The sequence below is a fragment of the Chloroflexota bacterium genome, from assembly GCA_015478725.1.
In the GTDB taxonomy this organism is placed as follows: domain Bacteria; phylum Chloroflexota; class Limnocylindria; order Limnocylindrales; family CSP1-4; genus C-114.
In genome coordinates, this window is sequence record JADMIG010000018.1 from 39993 (window position 1) to 56039 (window position 16047).

The 16047-nt window shown below is 69.9% G+C and carries 16 protein-coding genes; 1 reads left to right on the forward strand and 15 read right to left on the reverse strand.

Annotation, left to right across the window (positions count from 1 at the left end; genetic code table 11):
* Positions 1–12: 12 nt before the first annotated feature.
* The 15 genes from IVW53_11180 to IVW53_11250 are packed head-to-tail and all read right to left on the reverse strand — an operon-like array spanning position 13 to position 14988.
* Positions 13–642 carry a carboxymuconolactone decarboxylase family protein gene (locus IVW53_11180; GenBank protein MBF6606133.1) on the reverse strand — a complete coding sequence of 210 codons (630 nt, stop codon included), beginning with the start codon at positions 640–642 and terminating at the stop codon, positions 13–15.
* Positions 643–673: 31 nt separating this feature from the next.
* On the reverse strand, positions 674–1912 hold the full coding sequence (locus tag IVW53_11185) for an acyl-CoA/acyl-ACP dehydrogenase (GenBank protein MBF6606134.1): 1239 nt from the start codon (positions 1910–1912) through the stop codon (positions 674–676).
* 37 nt (positions 1913–1949) lie between these two features.
* A complete protein-coding gene (locus tag IVW53_11190; GenBank protein ID MBF6606135.1) occupies positions 1950–3017 on the reverse strand; it encodes an alpha/beta fold hydrolase in 1068 nt (355 codons plus the stop codon).
* Positions 3018–3059: 42 nt separating this feature from the next.
* Complete coding sequence (locus tag IVW53_11195; protein MBF6606136.1) at positions 3060–4214, reverse strand: 2-oxo acid dehydrogenase subunit E2; 1155 nt, start codon at positions 4212–4214, stop codon at positions 3060–3062.
* The gene (locus IVW53_11200; protein MBF6606137.1) at positions 4211–5227 is read right to left on the reverse strand and encodes an alpha-ketoacid dehydrogenase subunit beta; all 1017 of its coding nucleotides are present in this window, start codon (positions 5225–5227) and stop codon (positions 4211–4213) included. Before IVW53_11200 ends, IVW53_11195 begins: the two co-directional genes overlap by 4 nt.
* On the reverse strand, positions 5214–6179 hold the full coding sequence (locus IVW53_11205; GenBank protein ID MBF6606138.1) for a thiamine pyrophosphate-dependent dehydrogenase E1 component subunit alpha: 966 nt from the start codon (positions 6177–6179) through the stop codon (positions 5214–5216). The genes IVW53_11200 and IVW53_11205 overlap by 14 nt, the downstream gene beginning before the upstream one ends.
* A gap of 10 nt (positions 6180–6189) precedes the next feature.
* Positions 6190–7227 carry an alcohol dehydrogenase catalytic domain-containing protein gene (locus IVW53_11210; GenBank protein MBF6606139.1) on the reverse strand — a complete coding sequence of 346 codons (1038 nt, stop codon included), beginning with the start codon at positions 7225–7227 and terminating at the stop codon, positions 6190–6192.
* A 43-nt stretch (positions 7228–7270) separates the two neighbouring features.
* Positions 7271–8317, reverse strand: a complete 1047-nt coding sequence (locus IVW53_11215; protein MBF6606140.1) for an alcohol dehydrogenase catalytic domain-containing protein — start codon at positions 8315–8317, stop codon at positions 7271–7273.
* Between the two features lie 2 nt (positions 8318–8319).
* On the reverse strand, positions 8320–9087 hold the full coding sequence (locus tag IVW53_11220) for a cyclase family protein (protein ID MBF6606141.1): 768 nt from the start codon (positions 9085–9087) through the stop codon (positions 8320–8322).
* A 30-nt stretch (positions 9088–9117) separates the two neighbouring features.
* On the reverse strand, positions 9118–10152 hold the full coding sequence (locus tag IVW53_11225) for a LacI family DNA-binding transcriptional regulator (protein ID MBF6606142.1): 1035 nt from the start codon (positions 10150–10152) through the stop codon (positions 9118–9120).
* A 21-nt stretch (positions 10153–10173) separates the two neighbouring features.
* Entirely contained in the window at positions 10174–10896 is a 723-nt protein-coding gene (locus IVW53_11230) for an ABC transporter ATP-binding protein (GenBank protein MBF6606143.1), read from the reverse strand.
* Positions 10897–10898: 2 nt separating this feature from the next.
* On the reverse strand, positions 10899–11714 hold the full coding sequence (locus IVW53_11235; GenBank protein ID MBF6606144.1) for an ABC transporter ATP-binding protein: 816 nt from the start codon (positions 11712–11714) through the stop codon (positions 10899–10901).
* Complete coding sequence (locus tag IVW53_11240) at positions 11711–12724, reverse strand: branched-chain amino acid ABC transporter permease (protein MBF6606145.1); 1014 nt, start codon at positions 12722–12724, stop codon at positions 11711–11713. Before IVW53_11240 ends, IVW53_11235 begins: the two co-directional genes overlap by 4 nt.
* Before the next feature lie 4 nt (positions 12725–12728).
* Entirely contained in the window at positions 12729–13610 is an 882-nt protein-coding gene (locus tag IVW53_11245; GenBank protein MBF6606146.1) for a branched-chain amino acid ABC transporter permease, read from the reverse strand.
* A 46-nt stretch (positions 13611–13656) separates the two neighbouring features.
* The gene (locus IVW53_11250) at positions 13657–14988 is read right to left on the reverse strand and encodes an amino acid ABC transporter substrate-binding protein (protein MBF6606147.1); all 1332 of its coding nucleotides are present in this window, start codon (positions 14986–14988) and stop codon (positions 13657–13659) included.
* 446 nt (positions 14989–15434) lie between these two features.
* On the opposite strand from IVW53_11250, the gene IVW53_11255 reads away from it, so the two are divergent.
* Entirely contained in the window at positions 15435–15989 is a 555-nt protein-coding gene (locus tag IVW53_11255) for an SRPBCC family protein (GenBank protein ID MBF6606148.1), read from the forward strand.
* Positions 15990–16047 lie beyond the last annotated feature (58 nt).

Genomic DNA, 16047 nt, shown 5'->3' on the forward strand with positions numbered 1-16047 from the left:
AGGCTCCGTCCCTCAGCGCCTGGCCCAGTAGTCGTCGCTCGACTTGCTGGCCGCCAGCGCGGCCGGGGTCTCGAAGCCGGGAGCCATGGAGGCCGCGTCGCCGGCGAGGACCTCGTGGTGTTCGATGTTGAGGAGCCGCAGCCAACTCTGCTGGCCCATCGTGAGCGCGATGAAGTAGCCCAATTCGACGAGCTCGGGCTCGCTGAAGTGTCGGCGCAGCCGGTCCCAGAACGCGTCGTCGGGATCCAGGCGCCAGGTGATCGCCTCGGCGTACGCCAGCGCGGCCTTCTGCCGCTCGTCGTAGACGCCCGAAGTCTCGAAATTGAGCAGCTCGTCGTACTTTCCCTCGCTCAGTCCCTGCGCCGAGGCCTGGACCGAGCGCTGGTTGCCGCAGTATTCGCACTTCACCGTGCGCGACACGTAGACCCGGCAGAGCTCCTTGATCGTGTGGTCGCAGACGCCCTCGCGGAACACCGCCTGCCAGGAGTTCGCGAACGACCAGAACACGGCGGGGACGTGGGCCCGGACGGACTGGCTCTCCGGCCGCGGCGTGCCGAACCGGGCACACCGCTCCAGTTCGGCGCGCATGTCCCCGTCCACGGACTCCGGCCCGACATAGCTGATCCGCTGTCTCTCTGCCAACGCGGCCTCCTCTATCGGCGCTCGCGGCCGATCATTCCGGGCCCGCATAGGCACCGGCCGTCTGCGGGAACATGGCCTTGATGATCTTGAAGGCAGAGACGTCCACCGTGGCATCCATGTGGAGGTACACGGACGCGTCACGGAGGTACTTCTCGATCCCCACATCGAGCATCGACCCGTGGCCGCCGTGCAGCTCCATGGCCTGACGGCATACCTCGAACACCTCTTCCGAGGCGAACACCTTCACCATGTTGCACAGCTTGTCGGCGTCCGCCGCGTTCCGGTCCACCGCCCGGGCCGCGTGGCGGACGAACGCGCTGACCGCGTCGAGCTTGATGGCCATCTTGGCCAATCTCAGCGCGACCGCCTGGTGCTTGATGAGGACGCGGCCGCCCTGGACATGCTGCTGCACGAAGGTGGCCGTGTCCTCGAAGGCGGCGATCCCGGTGCCGAGGTTCTTGGCGGCCTGGAGGATCTTGCCGGGGCGGAAGTAGACCCCCGCCTTGCCGAGGGCGTCATCGCGCACCAGGAGATGGTCTTCGGGTACCCGGCAGTCCTCGAAGACGATCTCGCCGTTGTTCATGTAGCGGCCGCCGATCGTCTCGTTGCAGCGGGTGACGGTCAGCCCCGGCGAATCGCGTGGGACGAGGAAGCTGCTCGTGCCCTGGAGCATCCCGAGCGCGGGATTCGTATTCGCATAAACGACGTACAGCGAGGCGTCGTACCCGTTGCTGATGTACTGCTTCCGACCGTTGATCGTCCAGTGACCGTGCGCGAACGTGGCCTGCGTGTCCATGTTCGCCTCGGGGACGTTGTACGGCAGCCAGCGGTCCGACGCGCCCTTCGGTTCGGTCAGGCAATGGGCCATGAGGAACGACGGATCCGCCATGTAGCGGGCGAACCAGCGCGCCTGAAGGTGTTCGGGAGCAACGTTCCGCAGCAGCACGGACACCTTCCAGCCCTGGGCGAGCTTGTCGGCGAGGCCGGCATCCCCGCGGCCGAGCTCGGTGCCGATGAGTGCGAACGTCTGCGCCTCCGTACCCGGGTCCAGCTCCACCCCACCGTACGCGCCGGGCACTCCGAGACCTCGCAGGCCGGCGGCGTCGGCCTCCTCGAGGATGTTCGGCGGCAGGCGTTCGTCCGGCTCGAAGAGCCATTCACGCTGGCGGTTGGCCCGGATGAACGGGATGACCACCCGGTCGACGTACTCGCGCGTCGTCTGCTGCATGAGCCGCTGCTCGGCGGAGAGCTCGAGTTGGTCCATCGTCATGGTCATGTCCGATCCTCCGGAACTACCTGCCGATCGATCATGAGCGCAGGCGCTCGCTCATCCAGTCGGCCATCGCCGGCCGGTACTTGTACGTGATGTTGTTGCAGACGTGGTTGCCGTCCGGGTACATGAGCAGCGTCGCGTTGGGCGCCTCGCGAGCGATCCGCTCGGCCTGCTCCGGCGGGAAGAGCCGGTCCCTGGCGCCGTGGATCACGAGAAGTGGCTGATCGACGTTCGCGAGCACGCCATGGAGCGCGAGGGTTTTCGATCGCTCGAACGCCTCCGCCTCGTCCTTCGACTTCGTGTAGAAGACGTAGCCGCCCCGGGTGAGCGCATTGAGGGCGGCCCAGCACTCGGACAGGTCGTACGGGCCGGCGAGCGCGACGAGGGCCCGGACCCGCTTCTCGCGAGCGGCCGCGAGCGGGCCGTAGATGCCGCCCATGCTGATCCCCATGAGCCCGACCCGCCCGGCGTCGACATCCGAGCGGGCGGCGAGCGTGTCGATGATCGGCCGGACGACACTCGACCAGTCGGCCCGGATCGGGAAGCGCGGCGCGCTCTCGCCCTGGCCCGGACCGTCCACCGTGAGGGTCGCCATCCCGCGCTGGAGGAAGTCCTGTTCCATCGCGAAGAGTTCCTCCTTCACCGAGTCGAGGCCGGGGACGAGGAGCACGACCGGCGGACGGGTGACGTCCCGCGGTCGGCGCAGGTTGCCCGGGATCGTCGTGCCCTCGAACGGGATCTCGAGGCGTTCGCCGGGCGGATCGAGGTGGGGGAGTGCGCGGGCATACATCGCGCCGACGAGGGCGCCCATCGCGAGGTGCAGGTCGAGGTCCTCGAACCAGAGGAACTTCCCGAGGTGGTAGGACCAGGCGGCCCGCTGGAACGCCTCGGTCGCGCTCACCGTGTGACCGCGGGCGGCCGCCTCCTCGGCGAGCTCTCGGTGCATGTCGCCGACGGCCTTCCAGTTCGGCGCCCAGTCTGCCCACTCGATGGTGGCGGCCTGGACCCGTTCGAAGTCGTTGACGTCGATCCCATTCGCCACGAAGCGCGGCTTCCAGTGGGAGACGGCGAGCTGGACCCGGTTCGCTGGTTCAGTGGCCACGGACGGACTCCTTCGGGTTGGTCGGCACGGCGCGCGACCGGTTCACGGCAGGCCGCCCTCGAGCCGACCCGCGAGATCGGCGAGGAACGCGGCCGCCTGCGCTCCGTCGACAACCCGGTGATCGACCGACAGCGTGAGCGTCACGGTCGGAGCGATCACCACCGCGCCGTCGCGCGCCACGACGAGATCGCGGACGCGGCCCACCGCGAGGATCGCCGCCTCCGGCGGATTCACGATGGCGGTGAAGCGATCGACGCTCTGCGGGCCGAGATTGGAGATCGTGAAGACCGCGCCGACGAGCGCCTCCACCGGGAGCTTCCCGGCACGGGCACCATCCTGCAGGGCCACCCGTTCGCGCGAGATCGCCGCGAGCTCCTTCGCGCCGGCATCGCGGAGCACCGGCACGAGCAACCCGTCGTCCAGCGCGACTGCGATCCCGATGTGGATGCCGTCCGGCGGGATCAGCCCCTCCGGGTCGTAGCGCATCGCGAGCCGCGGGTGATCAGCCAGCGACCGGGCGACGGCCCAGATGAGCACGTCCGCAAAGGAGACGCCGGCCGTGGTCCGGGCGGCTGCCGCGGCCGTCATATCCACGTCGCGCGACACGGAGAACTGGGGCACGTCGCGGAACGACTGGGTCATCCGCTCGGCGATCGCCCGGCGCATCCGCGACAGCGGGGCGCGGACGGCGGCGCCGCCTGGTGCGACCGGCCCTTCTCCCGGGCCCCCCGCGGCATGGACGGTCTCGACATCCTCGACGGAGATTCGACCGCCCCTGGCCGGACGGACCCGCGCGAGATCCACGCCGAGCTCCGCGGCCCGCTTGCGGGCCGCCGGACTGGCGATGACTCGCTCGTCCTCGAGCCGGGGCGCAGTCGGAGCGGGTGGCGGTGCCTCGACCGCGGCTGGTCGCTCCAGCTCCACGGGCGTCGACGGGACGGTGAACGGCTCGTCGGCGGTGGTGGTGATGAGGGCGATGACCTCCGTGACCGGAACGGTGTCCCCGGCGGCCGCGAGCAGCCGGCGAACGTACCCGGCGACCGGAGATTCGACCTCCATCGTGGCCTTGTCCGTCTCGACCTCGAAGAGGACCTCGCCGGCCTCCACGCGATCGCCTTCCTGCTTCAGCCACGCCACGAGCGTTCCCTCGTCCATGGTCAGGCCGAGTTTCGGCAGGATGACCGGGGTCACGCTCACCCGACGAGCTCCTTCGCGACGCGGACGATGTCCTCGACCTGGGGGATGACGCCGCGCTCGAGATGCGCCGCGTACGGGATCGGCGTCTCCACGCCGGCGAGGCGGCGCGGCGGGGCGTCGAGATCGTCGAAGGCCTCCTCGGCGACGAGCGCGGCGATCTCGCCGCCATAGCCGCCGCGCTTGATGGCCTCGTGGACGACGAGCAGTCGCCGTGTCTTGCGCACGCTCGCGAGGATCGTCTCCCGGTCGAGGGGCACGAGGGAGCGCAGGTCGACGATCTCCGCTTCCACGCCTTCGTCGGCGAGCTTCGCCGCGGCCTCGAGCGCGAACAGCACCTCGCGCGACCAGGTCACGATCGTGAGATCGCTCCCCACCCGCTTTACGTCGGCCTTGCCGAGCGGGACGACGTACTCGCCCTGCGGGACCGGTCCCTTCGTGCGGTAGAGGAGCTTGTGCTCGATGAACATGACCGGGTCGTCGTCCCGGATCGCGGCGGTGAGGAGGCCCTTCGCGTCGCCGGGCGTCGCCGGCATGACGACCTTCAGGCCCGCGACGTGGGTGAACCACGCTTCGAGCGACTTCGAGTGCTGGGCGGCATTGCCGCGGCCCGAGCCGCCCTGGGTCCGCACGACGAGCGGCACCCGCGCCTGTCCACCGAACATGAAGCGGTTCTGCGCCGCCTGGTTCACGATCTGATCGATCGCCAAGCCAGAGAAGTCGATATACATGAGCTCGACGATCGGCCGCAGGCCGGTGAGTGCCGCGCCCACGCCCGCGCCGACGATCCCGATCTCGCTGATCGGCGTCTGGCGGATCCGCTCCGGGCCGAACTCCGCGAGCAGGCCCGCCGTCACCTGGAACGCGCCGCCATGCTCGGCGATGTCCTCACCCATCACGAGGACCCGCGGGTCGCGCTGCATCTCGAGCCGGAGCGCGTCGCGGAGCGCCTCGGCGTAGAACTGCTCGATCGTCCCGCCGGGAGCCCCGGCGGGGGCCGTCTCAGTAGCTGGCATAAATCTCCTCCGGCGTGATCGGCGAGGCGAGCGGGCCGGTCTCGGCCCAGGCGATCGCGGCCTCGGTCGCTTCGTCCACCTCGCGGTCGACGGCGTCGATCTCCGCCTCGCTCGCCAGGCCGTCCGAGATGAGCCAGGCGCGGGCGTTGACGATCGGGTCGAACGTCGTCCGCCAGGTCTCGATCTCCTCCTTCGTCCGGTACTGCTGCGGATCGCCGTAGTAGTGGCCCTCGTGGCGGTAGGACTCGGCGACGATCAGGGTCGGTCCGCCTCCCGCCCGGGCCCGGGCGATCGCCTCGCCGGCGACCGCGTGGACGAGCCGGACGTCCCGACCGTCCACGTTGACTCCGGGCATCCCGTAGCCGATCGCCCGCGAGGCGATGTCGTCGGTGGCGAAGGCCCTGCCTGCCGGGAGGCTCTCCGCGTACTGGTTGTTCTCGCAGACGTAGATGACCGGCAGCTTCCAGATCGCGGCGAGGTTGAGCGACTCGTGGAACGTGCCCTGGTTGGCGCCCCCGTCGCCGAAGAACGAGACGGCGACCTGGTCCGTGCCGAGCTGCCGGGCGGTGAGGGCCGCGCCGGTCGCGATCGGGATCCCGCCGCCGACGATCCCGTTCGCCCCGAGGTTGCCCTTCGAGGTGTCGGCGATGTGCATCGAGCCGCCCCGGCCGCGGCAGTAGCCGGTCTCACGCCCGAGGAGCTCCGCGAACATCTTCCCGAGATCGGCCCGCTTGGCGATGCAGTGGCCGTGGCCCCGATGGGTCGAGGTGATCCAGTCGTCATCGCGAAGGTGGGCGCAGACACCCGCGGCGATGGCCTCCTCGCCGGCGTAGCTGTGGATCGTGCCCCAGATCTTGTTCTCACCGAAGAGGGTGGCCGAGCGCTGCTCGAAGCGGCGGATCGTCCGCATCACCCGGTAGAGGTCGAGCGCGGTCGCCCGGTCGATGGTCATCGGGTCCTCCTCATGGGGCCACCATCACCCGGATCGCGCCGTCGCGGCGCTCGGTGAACGTCGCCCATGCGTCGTTGAACTGGTCGAGGGGAAAGTGGTGGGTGGTGAGACCGGCCACGTCGATCGCGCCCGACGCGAGGAGGGCAAGGGCTCGGCCGGAGACACCTTTCGGGTTGGCCACGGAGCCGAGGACGTCGAGGTGGCCGCGAACGATCGTCGAGAGGTCGATGGACGGGAAGTCCACCCCCTGGCCGGTCGCCCCGCCGAGGACCACACGCCCGCCGCGACGGGCCGCCGCGATCGCCAGCCTGGCCGCCTCGGAGGTGCCGGCGAACTCCACGACGACGTCGGCGGTCCCGGCGAGGGCACCGGCATCGCGCTCGTCGACGACCGTGTCGGCGAACCGGGTGGCCCGGGCCAGGCGCTCGCCGCGACCGACCAGGGTCACCTGCCCGGCGCCAGTCGCCCGGGCGAGCTGCGCGGCGCACAGCCCGATCGCCCCGCATCCGACGACGACGACGGACTCTCCGGCGAGGAGGCGGGCCCGCTCGATCGCCCAGAGGGCGACCCCGAGGTTGTCCGTCCATGCCCCGTCGGCCGTGCTGACCGCGTCGGGCAACGGGTGGAGCGCGGCCACCGGCACACTGGCGTACTCGGCCAGGCCGCCGGCGATCGTGAACCCGACGTGGGCGTGCCCCATCTCCGTCCGGCCGTAGTTGCGGCAGAGGTTGTAGAGCCCCTCCCGGCAGCGATCGCAGACCCCGCAGCCGACGTGGACCTCCACTCCCACCCGGGTCCCGGCTGGCGGGCCGATCGTCGCCGGCCCGAGCGCGGCGATCGTGCCGGCGAACTCGTGGCCCGGCACATGGGGGAACGTCGTGCCGGCGAACGTCCCGGCGAGGATCTTGCGATCCGTCGCGCACACCATCGCAGCCTCGACCCGGACGAGGGCGTGGCCCGCGCCGGGCTCGGGCATGCGGATCTCGTCGAGGGCGAATCGCTCGGGCGCCTCGAAGACGACGGCGCGCATCCGCGAGGGAAGGCTCATGCGCCCGCGCTCATGGCCGGATCGGCGGGTCGGCAGCGGGTGGTCACGGCTCGACGATCACCTTGAGTGCGCCGTCGACGCGCTCGTTGAAGACCCGCAGCGCCTCGCGGAACTCGGACAGCGGGAAGTGGTGGGTGATGAGCCGGCCGGCCGGGATCCGCCCGTCGGCCATGAGCGGGATCACGGACTCCATCGTGTTGCGGTTGGCCCGGACTCCGTAGAGGTCGATCTCCTCGAGGACGATCTTCTGGAAGTCGACCTGGGTCGGCTCCTTCGGGATCCCCGTGAGGGCGACCCGGCCGCCCTTGCGGACCATCCCGATCGCCTGGCCGACCGAGTCCCTGGAGCCGGCCGAGTCCAGCGCGACGTCCACGCCCATCCCGCCGGACCAGTCGCGGACCTGTGCCACGGGGTCGCCGTCGTGGTAGTCGACCGTCTCGAAGCCGAGCGTGCGAGCGCGTTCGAGGCGCTTCCCACCGCCGATGACGATGACCCGCGCCGCCCCGAGGACCCGGGCGCACATCGCGACGAGCAGGCCCATCCCGCCCGAGCCCACGGAGGCGACGAGATCGCCGGGCTCGATCCCGGGACGGCGGACCGAGTGGAGGGCGATCGAGGCGGTGTCGCACAGGGCGGCCGTGTCGAACGCCATCGCGTCCGGGATCCGGAAGACGCTCTTGATCGTGTGGACGACGTACTCGGCGTACGCTCCCTGCGTGTAGTGGCCGTACTGGCGATGACCCAGGTCCTCGCGCCCGTAGTTGAAGCACAGGTTGTAGCGGCCGATGCGGCACATCCGGCAGTAACCGCAGCCGGAGTGGGAGGTCCCCGCGACGCGCGTACCCACGATGAAGCCGTTCTGCTCGGCGATCGGCCCGGCTGCCACGACCTCGCCGGACCATTCGTGGCCGGGAATGAACGGATAGGCCCGCGGCCAGCGGCCGGGGAAGCCACCCTCGATGATCTCGGCGTCCGTGCCGCAGATCGCGATGGCCCGAACCCGGCAGACGACCTCGTTGGCGGCCGGCTCCGGCCGGGGGACCTCGCGGATCTCGAAGGCATGGGGAGCGGTGAGGACGAGCGCTTCCATGTCTACTCCTCCACGAATGCGGCGACGCGGCAGATGCAGCCCTCGCCGCCCTGCCAGCGCCACGGGAAGGCGCCCATGGTCACGCGCCTGCCGGCGACCTCGGCAAGCTCGCCACCGAGGTTCTCGAGCATCGAGACGTCGTGCCGCGCTGTCGCGTAGTGGATGTACTCGAAATCCTTCTCGGGCAGCGTCGCCTCGATCGGCCGGCCGGTCATCGCCTCGTATTCGGCGACGAGGTCCGGGCGCATCAGGCGGACGCGCGTGTGCAGGGAGTGGTCGATCGACGCGAGATCGGCGCCGATCCACTTGATGCCCTTGCCGATGAGGAAATCGATCACCTCGGGCTGAGGGCCCGGATGGCGGTCGAAATAGGTCACGTCGTCGCGGGTCGGCTGCGTCCAGTTGAAGCGGTCCCAGCCGGTGTACAGGACGACGATGTCGCCCTCGCGGATCGACTCGCCCGGCGGGAGGTGGGCCTCGATGTCGGCCAGGCTGTAGGAGCTCCAGGGCCGGGTGATCGGCCGGAGATCGATCACGAGGCCCGTTCCGTAGAGCTCGTCAAGCCCGATCCGGCCGAGGTCCCGGCCGGTTTCGCAGTAGTGGCTCGGCGCGTCGATGTGGGTGCCGGTATGCATGTTCGTCTTCACGAGCATCGTGCTCTTGCGGTCCCGGTGGTGCGTCGTGATGTCGGTGACTTCGATCGAGGCGAACTGGGGCCACGTGGGCATCCGATCGCCCCACGGCTGGGTCAGGTCGACGAGGCGGGTCATGGCTGGGCTCCGGTGGTCATGGGGACTGCCTCACAGTGCGGCCGGCGCGGCCGAGGATGCGCGGATGACGAGCTCGGTCGGAAGGGTCAGGCGCACGGCGCCGATCGGTCGACCCTCGACCCGGTCGATGAGCAGGCGCGCGCCGGCGACGCCCATCTCGAGCTGCGGCACGCGCACGGTCGTGAGCGCGGGCTCGAGCAGGCCGGCCAGCGGGATGTCGTTGAAGCCCACGATCGAGAGGTCGCCCGGGACGCGGGCGCCGGTCTCGCGAAGCCGCTGCAGCATGCCGATGGCGATGAGATCGTTGGCGGCGAAGACGGCCGTCGGCCGGGCGGGGCCGGCGAGCATGATCCCGAGCGCCCGGTGCCCCGCCTCCTCGGAGAACGCGTCGGCCTCGACCACGAGCTCGGGCTCGTCGGCCAGGCCGCAGGCGAGGACGCCGGCCCGGTACCCCTCGCGCCGCTCGATACCGGTCGTCGTGTTCTGGGGCCCGGCGATGTGGCCGACGCGGCGGTGGCCGAGGGCGGCGAGATGGGCGACCACCTCGACGGCCGCGGCGTAGTTGTCGACGACGACCGCGAGGTCCTCGGTGCTCTGGGTCGCGCGGTTGAGGAGGACGAACGGGAAGGCCTCCTCGCGCAGCTCGGCGATCGTGTCGTCGGCCATCTGCGAGGACGCGATGAACAGGCCGTCCACCTGGCGCTCGCGGAGCACGCGGAGGTAGGTCGCCTCGCGCTCCGGTTCGTCCTCCGAGTTGCACAGGATGAGGTTGTAGCCTCGCTCGCGCGCCGCGTCCTCGGCCCCCTTGATGATCGACGAGAAGAACGGGTTGGTGATGTCCGGGACGAGCATCCCGAGCGTCAGCGTCCGCTGCAGCCGGAGGCTGCGGGCGAGGGCCGAGGGCCGGTAGCCGAGACGCTCGGCGGCCGCGAGGATGCGCTCGCGCGTGGCCGGCCGGATCGTTGACCCGGCGTGGCCGTTGAGGACGCGCGACACCGTGGACGGGTGGACGCCGGCGTCCGCCGCCACGTCGGTGATCGTCGCTCGAGCTCTCGTCGCGCCCATCGGGTTACCTCGCGGCGCCGGTCATACCGCGGCACTCTCGCCGAGGTAGAGCCGCTTGACCTGCGGATCGTCGAGCAGCGCCTGGCCCGCGCCGCGCAGCTTGATCGTGCCGAGCTCCATCACGCAGCCGGACCCCGCCGCGCCGAGCCCGATCCGGGCGTTCTGCTCGACGAGGAGGATCGTCACTCCCTGCTCGTTGAGCTCGCGCATCTTTGCCATCACCGTGCGAGCCGCGCGGGGCTCCAGGCCGAGCGTGGGCTCGTCGAGGAGGAGGAGGCGCGGTGCCGTCACGACCGCCCGGGCCATCTCGACCTGCTTCTGCTCCCCGCCGCTCAGGAGGCCGGCGCGGCGGCCTCCCTGCTCGACGACGATCGGAAAGAGCTCGGCGGCCGCGCGCAGCCGCTCCGGTACGAGCGAGCGGTCGCGGATGCTGTATGCGCCCATGAGGAGATTCTCGTGCACCGTCATCTGCGGGAACGTGCTCCGGCCCTGCGGGACGTGGGCGATGCCGCGTCGGAAGAGCAGGTCGGGACGCCATCCTCCCACGTTCACGCCGTCGAAGCGGATGCTGCCGCGGCGCGGCCGGAGGATCCCCGAGATGGCCCGCAGGAGCGTCGACTTCCCGGCCCCGTTCGGCCCGATGAGACAGACGAAGTCGCCCTCAGCGAGGCTGAGGTCGACACCCCGCAGGATGTCGCCGCCGCCACCGTAGCCTGCGTGGAGACCCTCGATCTCGAGCAGCATCGCTAGTCTCCGAGGTACGCGTCGAGGACGGTCGGGTCGTCGCGCACGACCGCGGGGGAGCCCTGCGCGATCACCGTGCCGCGGTGCATCACGATGACCGGGTCGCACAGATTCATGACGAAGCCCATGTTGTGCTCGATGATGAGGAACGTCACCCCGCGCGCGTTCAGCTCGCGGACGTGACCGGCGACCTTCTCGATCATGACCGGGTTCAACCCGCCGGCCGGCTCATCGAGCATGAGGAGGTCCGGCTCGGCCATCAGCGCGGCGACGAGCTCGAGGAGCTTCTGCTGGCCGAATGAGAGACTGCCGGCGGGCTGGTGCCGCAGGGCCTGCAGACCGACGAACTCGAGGAGCGCCTCCGCGCGCTGCGCCTCATGACCCTTGATGGCCGCCGTGAAGAGCGACCGCAGCGTCAGCTGGCGGACCGGAACGATCATGTTCTCGAGGACGGTCATGCGCCGGAAGATCCGCGTGACCTGGAACGTGCGCATCACGCCGAGGTGGACGATGTCGCTCGGCCGGCGTCCGGTGATCGGGACGCCTTGGACGTGGATCTGGCCGCGGTCCGGCTGGTAGAAGCCGGTGATGCAGTTGAACAGCGTGGTCTTGCCGGAGCCGTTCGGCCCGATGAGCGCGGTGATGCTCCCGCGCTGCACCGCCAACGAGCAGTCGACGAGCGCGGTGATGCCACCGAACGACTTGTCGATGCCGGTCACGGCCAGGCAGACGGGCCCGTCACGCCCCGACCGGTGCGCCGGCTCGTCTGCGGTCGTGGTGGTTGCCGCTGTCGCCGCGCTCGTCGATGCCGCGCTCATGCCGTCGCGCCCGGGAGCCGCGCGTCCGTCGCATCAGTGGCGCCCGTGGCGCCCGCCGCCCGTGTTCCACCGCGGCCGCGCCGCCACGTCTGGTACGTGGTGATGATGCCGTCGGGCATGAACATCACGACCAGGACCAGGACGACGCCGAGCGCGATGAGGTGGACCTGGCCCGCGATCTGCGAGGGCATGAAATAGATGAGGTATTGCGAGAGCGGCTGGACGATGAAGGCACCGAGCACCGGGCCCCACACGGTCCCACGGCTCCCGACGAGGCTCATGATGATGAGGTTGAGGGTGATGATGAGCTCGAACGCGAGGTCCGGGTCGACGTAGTTCAGGTACTGGGCGTGCAGCGCGCCGGCCGCTCCGGCGAACGAGACGCTGATCGCGAAGGCAAGGATCTTGTAGAGGGACGTGTTCACCCCCGAGCCGTCCGCCTTGCCCTCCTCCTCGCGGATCGCGACGAGGCCGAGACCGAACTTGGAGCGCCGGATCGCGATCGAGACGAGGATCGCCACGACGAGGAGGATGAGCATCGAGTAATAGAACGGCAGGATGACGAGGTTCCCCGGAAGGTCGAGGAGCGGCAGGTAGAGACCGGCGCTGCCGCCCGTGACGCCCCGCCAGTTCAGCGCGAGGAGCTGGACCATGTACGTGAAGGTGAGCGTCACGATGACGAACGACGTCCCCCGCGCCCGCAGCGAGACCCATCCCAGACCGGCCCCGATGAACGCCGCGAAGAGCCCCACGAACGGGGCGCTCACGAAGACCGGGATCCCGAACTTGACGACGAGCAGCCCGGCCGCGTACGACCCGATCCCGAAGAACCCGACGTGGCCGAGCGAGACGTAGCCGGCGTACCCGCCCATGATGTCCCAGCCGACCGACATGGCGGCGTACATGAAGGTGAACAGGAGCAGGTCCAGGTAGAAGCCCTCGCGGACGAAGACCGGGAGGGCGACGAGGAGCGCAAGCACGATCAGGGGGACGATCCTGCGGGTCTGCATCGGACTACAGGCTTTCCCGGGCGGTCGTGCCGAAGAGGCCCCGCGGCCGCACGATCAGGACACCGAACAGGAAGATGTAGAAGACCATCGGCGCCCAGTCGAGCGAGACCGTCACCGTCGCGACCTGCTCGGCCAGGCCCAGGATCATCGCCGCGACGAACGTGCCGGCAAGGCTCCCCAGCCCGCCGAGGACGACGATCGCGAGCAGTTTCCCGATCCACAGCCAGTGCGTCGCCGGGTAGAAGGCGAAGATCATCCCCAGCAGCGGCCCGGCGGCCGCCGCCATCGAGACGCCCAGCGCGAACGCCAGCATCGTCACCTGTTCCACGTTGACCCCGACGAGCGCCGCGGTGCGCGGGTCCTGGGTCGTCGCCCGGATCGCGCGGCCGAGGTTGCTCCGGGCGAGGAGGAGGTAGAGCGCGCCGAGGAGGACGAGCGCCACCCCCGCCGCAAGGAGCCGGACGAGCGGAACGTAGATCCCGCCGATCTCGAAGCTGCTCAGCGAATAGGGCGTGTTGATCGCCTGGAACGATGACGACCAGAGGCTGCCCTGGAGCCCCTCGAGGATGATCGCGAAGCCGAAGGTGACGAGGACGGTCAGCGTGAGATCGCGCCCGCCGAGGCGGCGCAGGATCGTCCATTGGACGAGTGCGCCCGCCACGAAGAAGATCGGCATGACGACCACGATCGAGGCGATCGGATCAAGGTTGAACGTCTTGTAGAGGACCCACGAGACGTAGGCCGCCATCACGATCATGGCCCCGTGCGCCACGTTGACGACACGCATGATCCCGAAGATCAACGTGAGGCCCGAGGCCATGAGCGCGTAGACGCCGCCGGTGAGGATGCCCAGGACGACGCTCTGGATGAGGAGTTCCGGGTTCAACTGACGTTCTCCGTGCGGAGGTTACCTGACTGCTCCGCCGGAGACCTCACCAGTTGGGCTTGGGGTACACCGGATCCGCGCCCTTGTTCGGATCGTTCGCCGGGGCGACGACGTACAGCTTGCCGGACTGGTACTGCTCGAGGAGGTAGCTGCCGTTCGGCCGACCGATGGAATCCCAGCCGATGGGGCCCTGGACCGTCTGGACCGGGTTGGCATGCAGCCAGTCGGCGATCTTGGTGTTGTCGAGCGACTGCGTCGCCGTCACCGCCGCCAGCAGCACCTGGCCCACCGAATAGCCCTCGGCGGCCTCGCCGGGGATGTCGACCTCCTTGGGGAACATCGCGTGGTAGTCCGCGACGAACTGGGCGTTGCCCGTCGCCTTGGACGACTGGATCCAGCCGTCGCCGGTGAAGATGCCGTTGACCTTGCTGCCGAGCGCCTGCTCGAACGGGCCGGTCGTGCTGGGGCCGCTGGTGAAGTAGATCGCCTTCGGCTGATAGTTGATCGAGGCATATGCCTGCACCTGGGCCACGGCGTCACCGAAGATCGTGCCGCCGAGGACGATGTCGGCGCCCGACGCCTTGACCGCGGCCGCGATCGACGCGAAGTCCGTCTGAGTCGGCGGATAGACGGCGTGATAGACGGTCTTGATGCCGGCCGCCTCGAGCGTGGCCTGAGCGCCGTCCTCGGTGGCCTTGACGAACGGGTCGTCCTGCTGCGGGTACGCCGCGGTCTTCGGCCGCTGGGCTGCCGGGAGCGACAGGATGTAGGTGACGAACGGATCGGCCTGGTGCTCGGCCGTCGCGGGCTGGACGAAGAACGTGTAGTGGAACTGGCGCTGGAAGACGCCCGGCGCGCCGCCCGCGCCTTCGATGAACGCGTACTTGTACTTCTCCGCGATCGCCGAGGTCGGGATCGTCAGCGCCGACGAGAAGGGACCGAACAGGAGGTCCACCTTGTCGACCGTGACGAGCCGCTCGATCTGGCTCACGGCCGTATCGGCGAGGCTCTGGTTGTCGTACTCCTTGAGGACGACCTGGCGCCCGAGGAGGCCGCCGGCGGCGTTGATCTCCTTGACCCAGACCTGGTAGCCATGCTCGATCGCGGTGCCCGGGTCGGATTTGTCGCCGGTGAGAGCCTGTGAGACGCCGATGACGATCGGCTGATCGCACGGCGGGATCGGGCAGGCCGCCGACGCCGAGGCCACTGGAGATGGCGAGCCCGCCGCGACCGACGGGGCCGCGGATGCGGCCGCCGAAGCGGCGGGGCTCGGCGACGCGGCGCCCGAACATCCCGCCAGGATGATCGCTCCGGCGGCGAGCCACGCAAGGAGGGGACTGACACGCGGAACGTCGATCGATCGATTCGAGCGGTGCATGGTTCGCTGTCCTCGCTTCCTGTCGGGGCCGGGCCGGAAATCGATTTCCTAGATTTCGCGCAGTATCGGGTCGCGAGGAAGCCATGTCAATACCAGAACGCCATCTGTGTGGACGGCCAGCGCTGTCCCAGAACGCCATCGCGCGGGGAGCGGCCGGTGTCGCCGGCCGGGCGATGCGGAGCCCGCCGTGTGCCGGTTACGCGCGGGGTGCGTACTGGTCGCGTGGTGGGCAGATCCGGGAGCGGCGCGCGTGCCTGGGCATGTCGGACTGCGACGGATACGCTCTGGGTGCGTACTGGACGTGGTGGACGACGCGGGAAGGCGCCGTCGTCGCTGTCGCAGCCGTCTGCCGTGCGTGCGCCCAGGCGGCCGCGGCTCCCCCAGCGGTTCCGCCACGCTCGACCACGCACCGCGCGCGTAAGCGCCGCGGGAGGAGGCGGCGGGAGCTGGCGCACGGCTGCTGGACGCTCGGTCCGCACGACCGGTGGGTGAGCAAATACGCGGAGCCCTGGGCGGCTGCGCTCAACGGCATCAGGATCAGACTGGAGCGTCCCATGGAGAAGGTGTTCGAGATCTACATCAAGACGACCCCGGGGCGTCTCTGGGAGGCCATCACGGACCCCGACATCCGGAGCAAGTACCAGTTCGGCGGCCGGATCAGCTCGGACTGGACGCCCGGCTCCCGCTTCGAGATGGGTCACCCGAGCGCCGCGGCCCTGCTCGGCGAGGGCGTGAACCTCGAGGTCGATCCGCCCCACCGGCTCGTCCAGAGCATGGTCGCCCTGTGGGGTGAGGACGTGAAGAGCGAGGGGACGTCGCGGGTGACCTGGGAGATCGAGCAGGTCGGCGACTCCTGCCGCCTCATCCTCACCCACGACCAGCTCCGCGAGGGCGCGAACGAGCAGCTGTACGGCGGCTGGCCGATGATCCTCTCCGGTCTCAAGACCTGGCTCGAGACGGGCCAGCTGCTCACCACGCCGGGATCGCTCATGTACGGCTGAGGCGGGCATCCCGCGCAGATGCAGCCCGAAGGATCGACACCATCGCCGATGGGTCGGC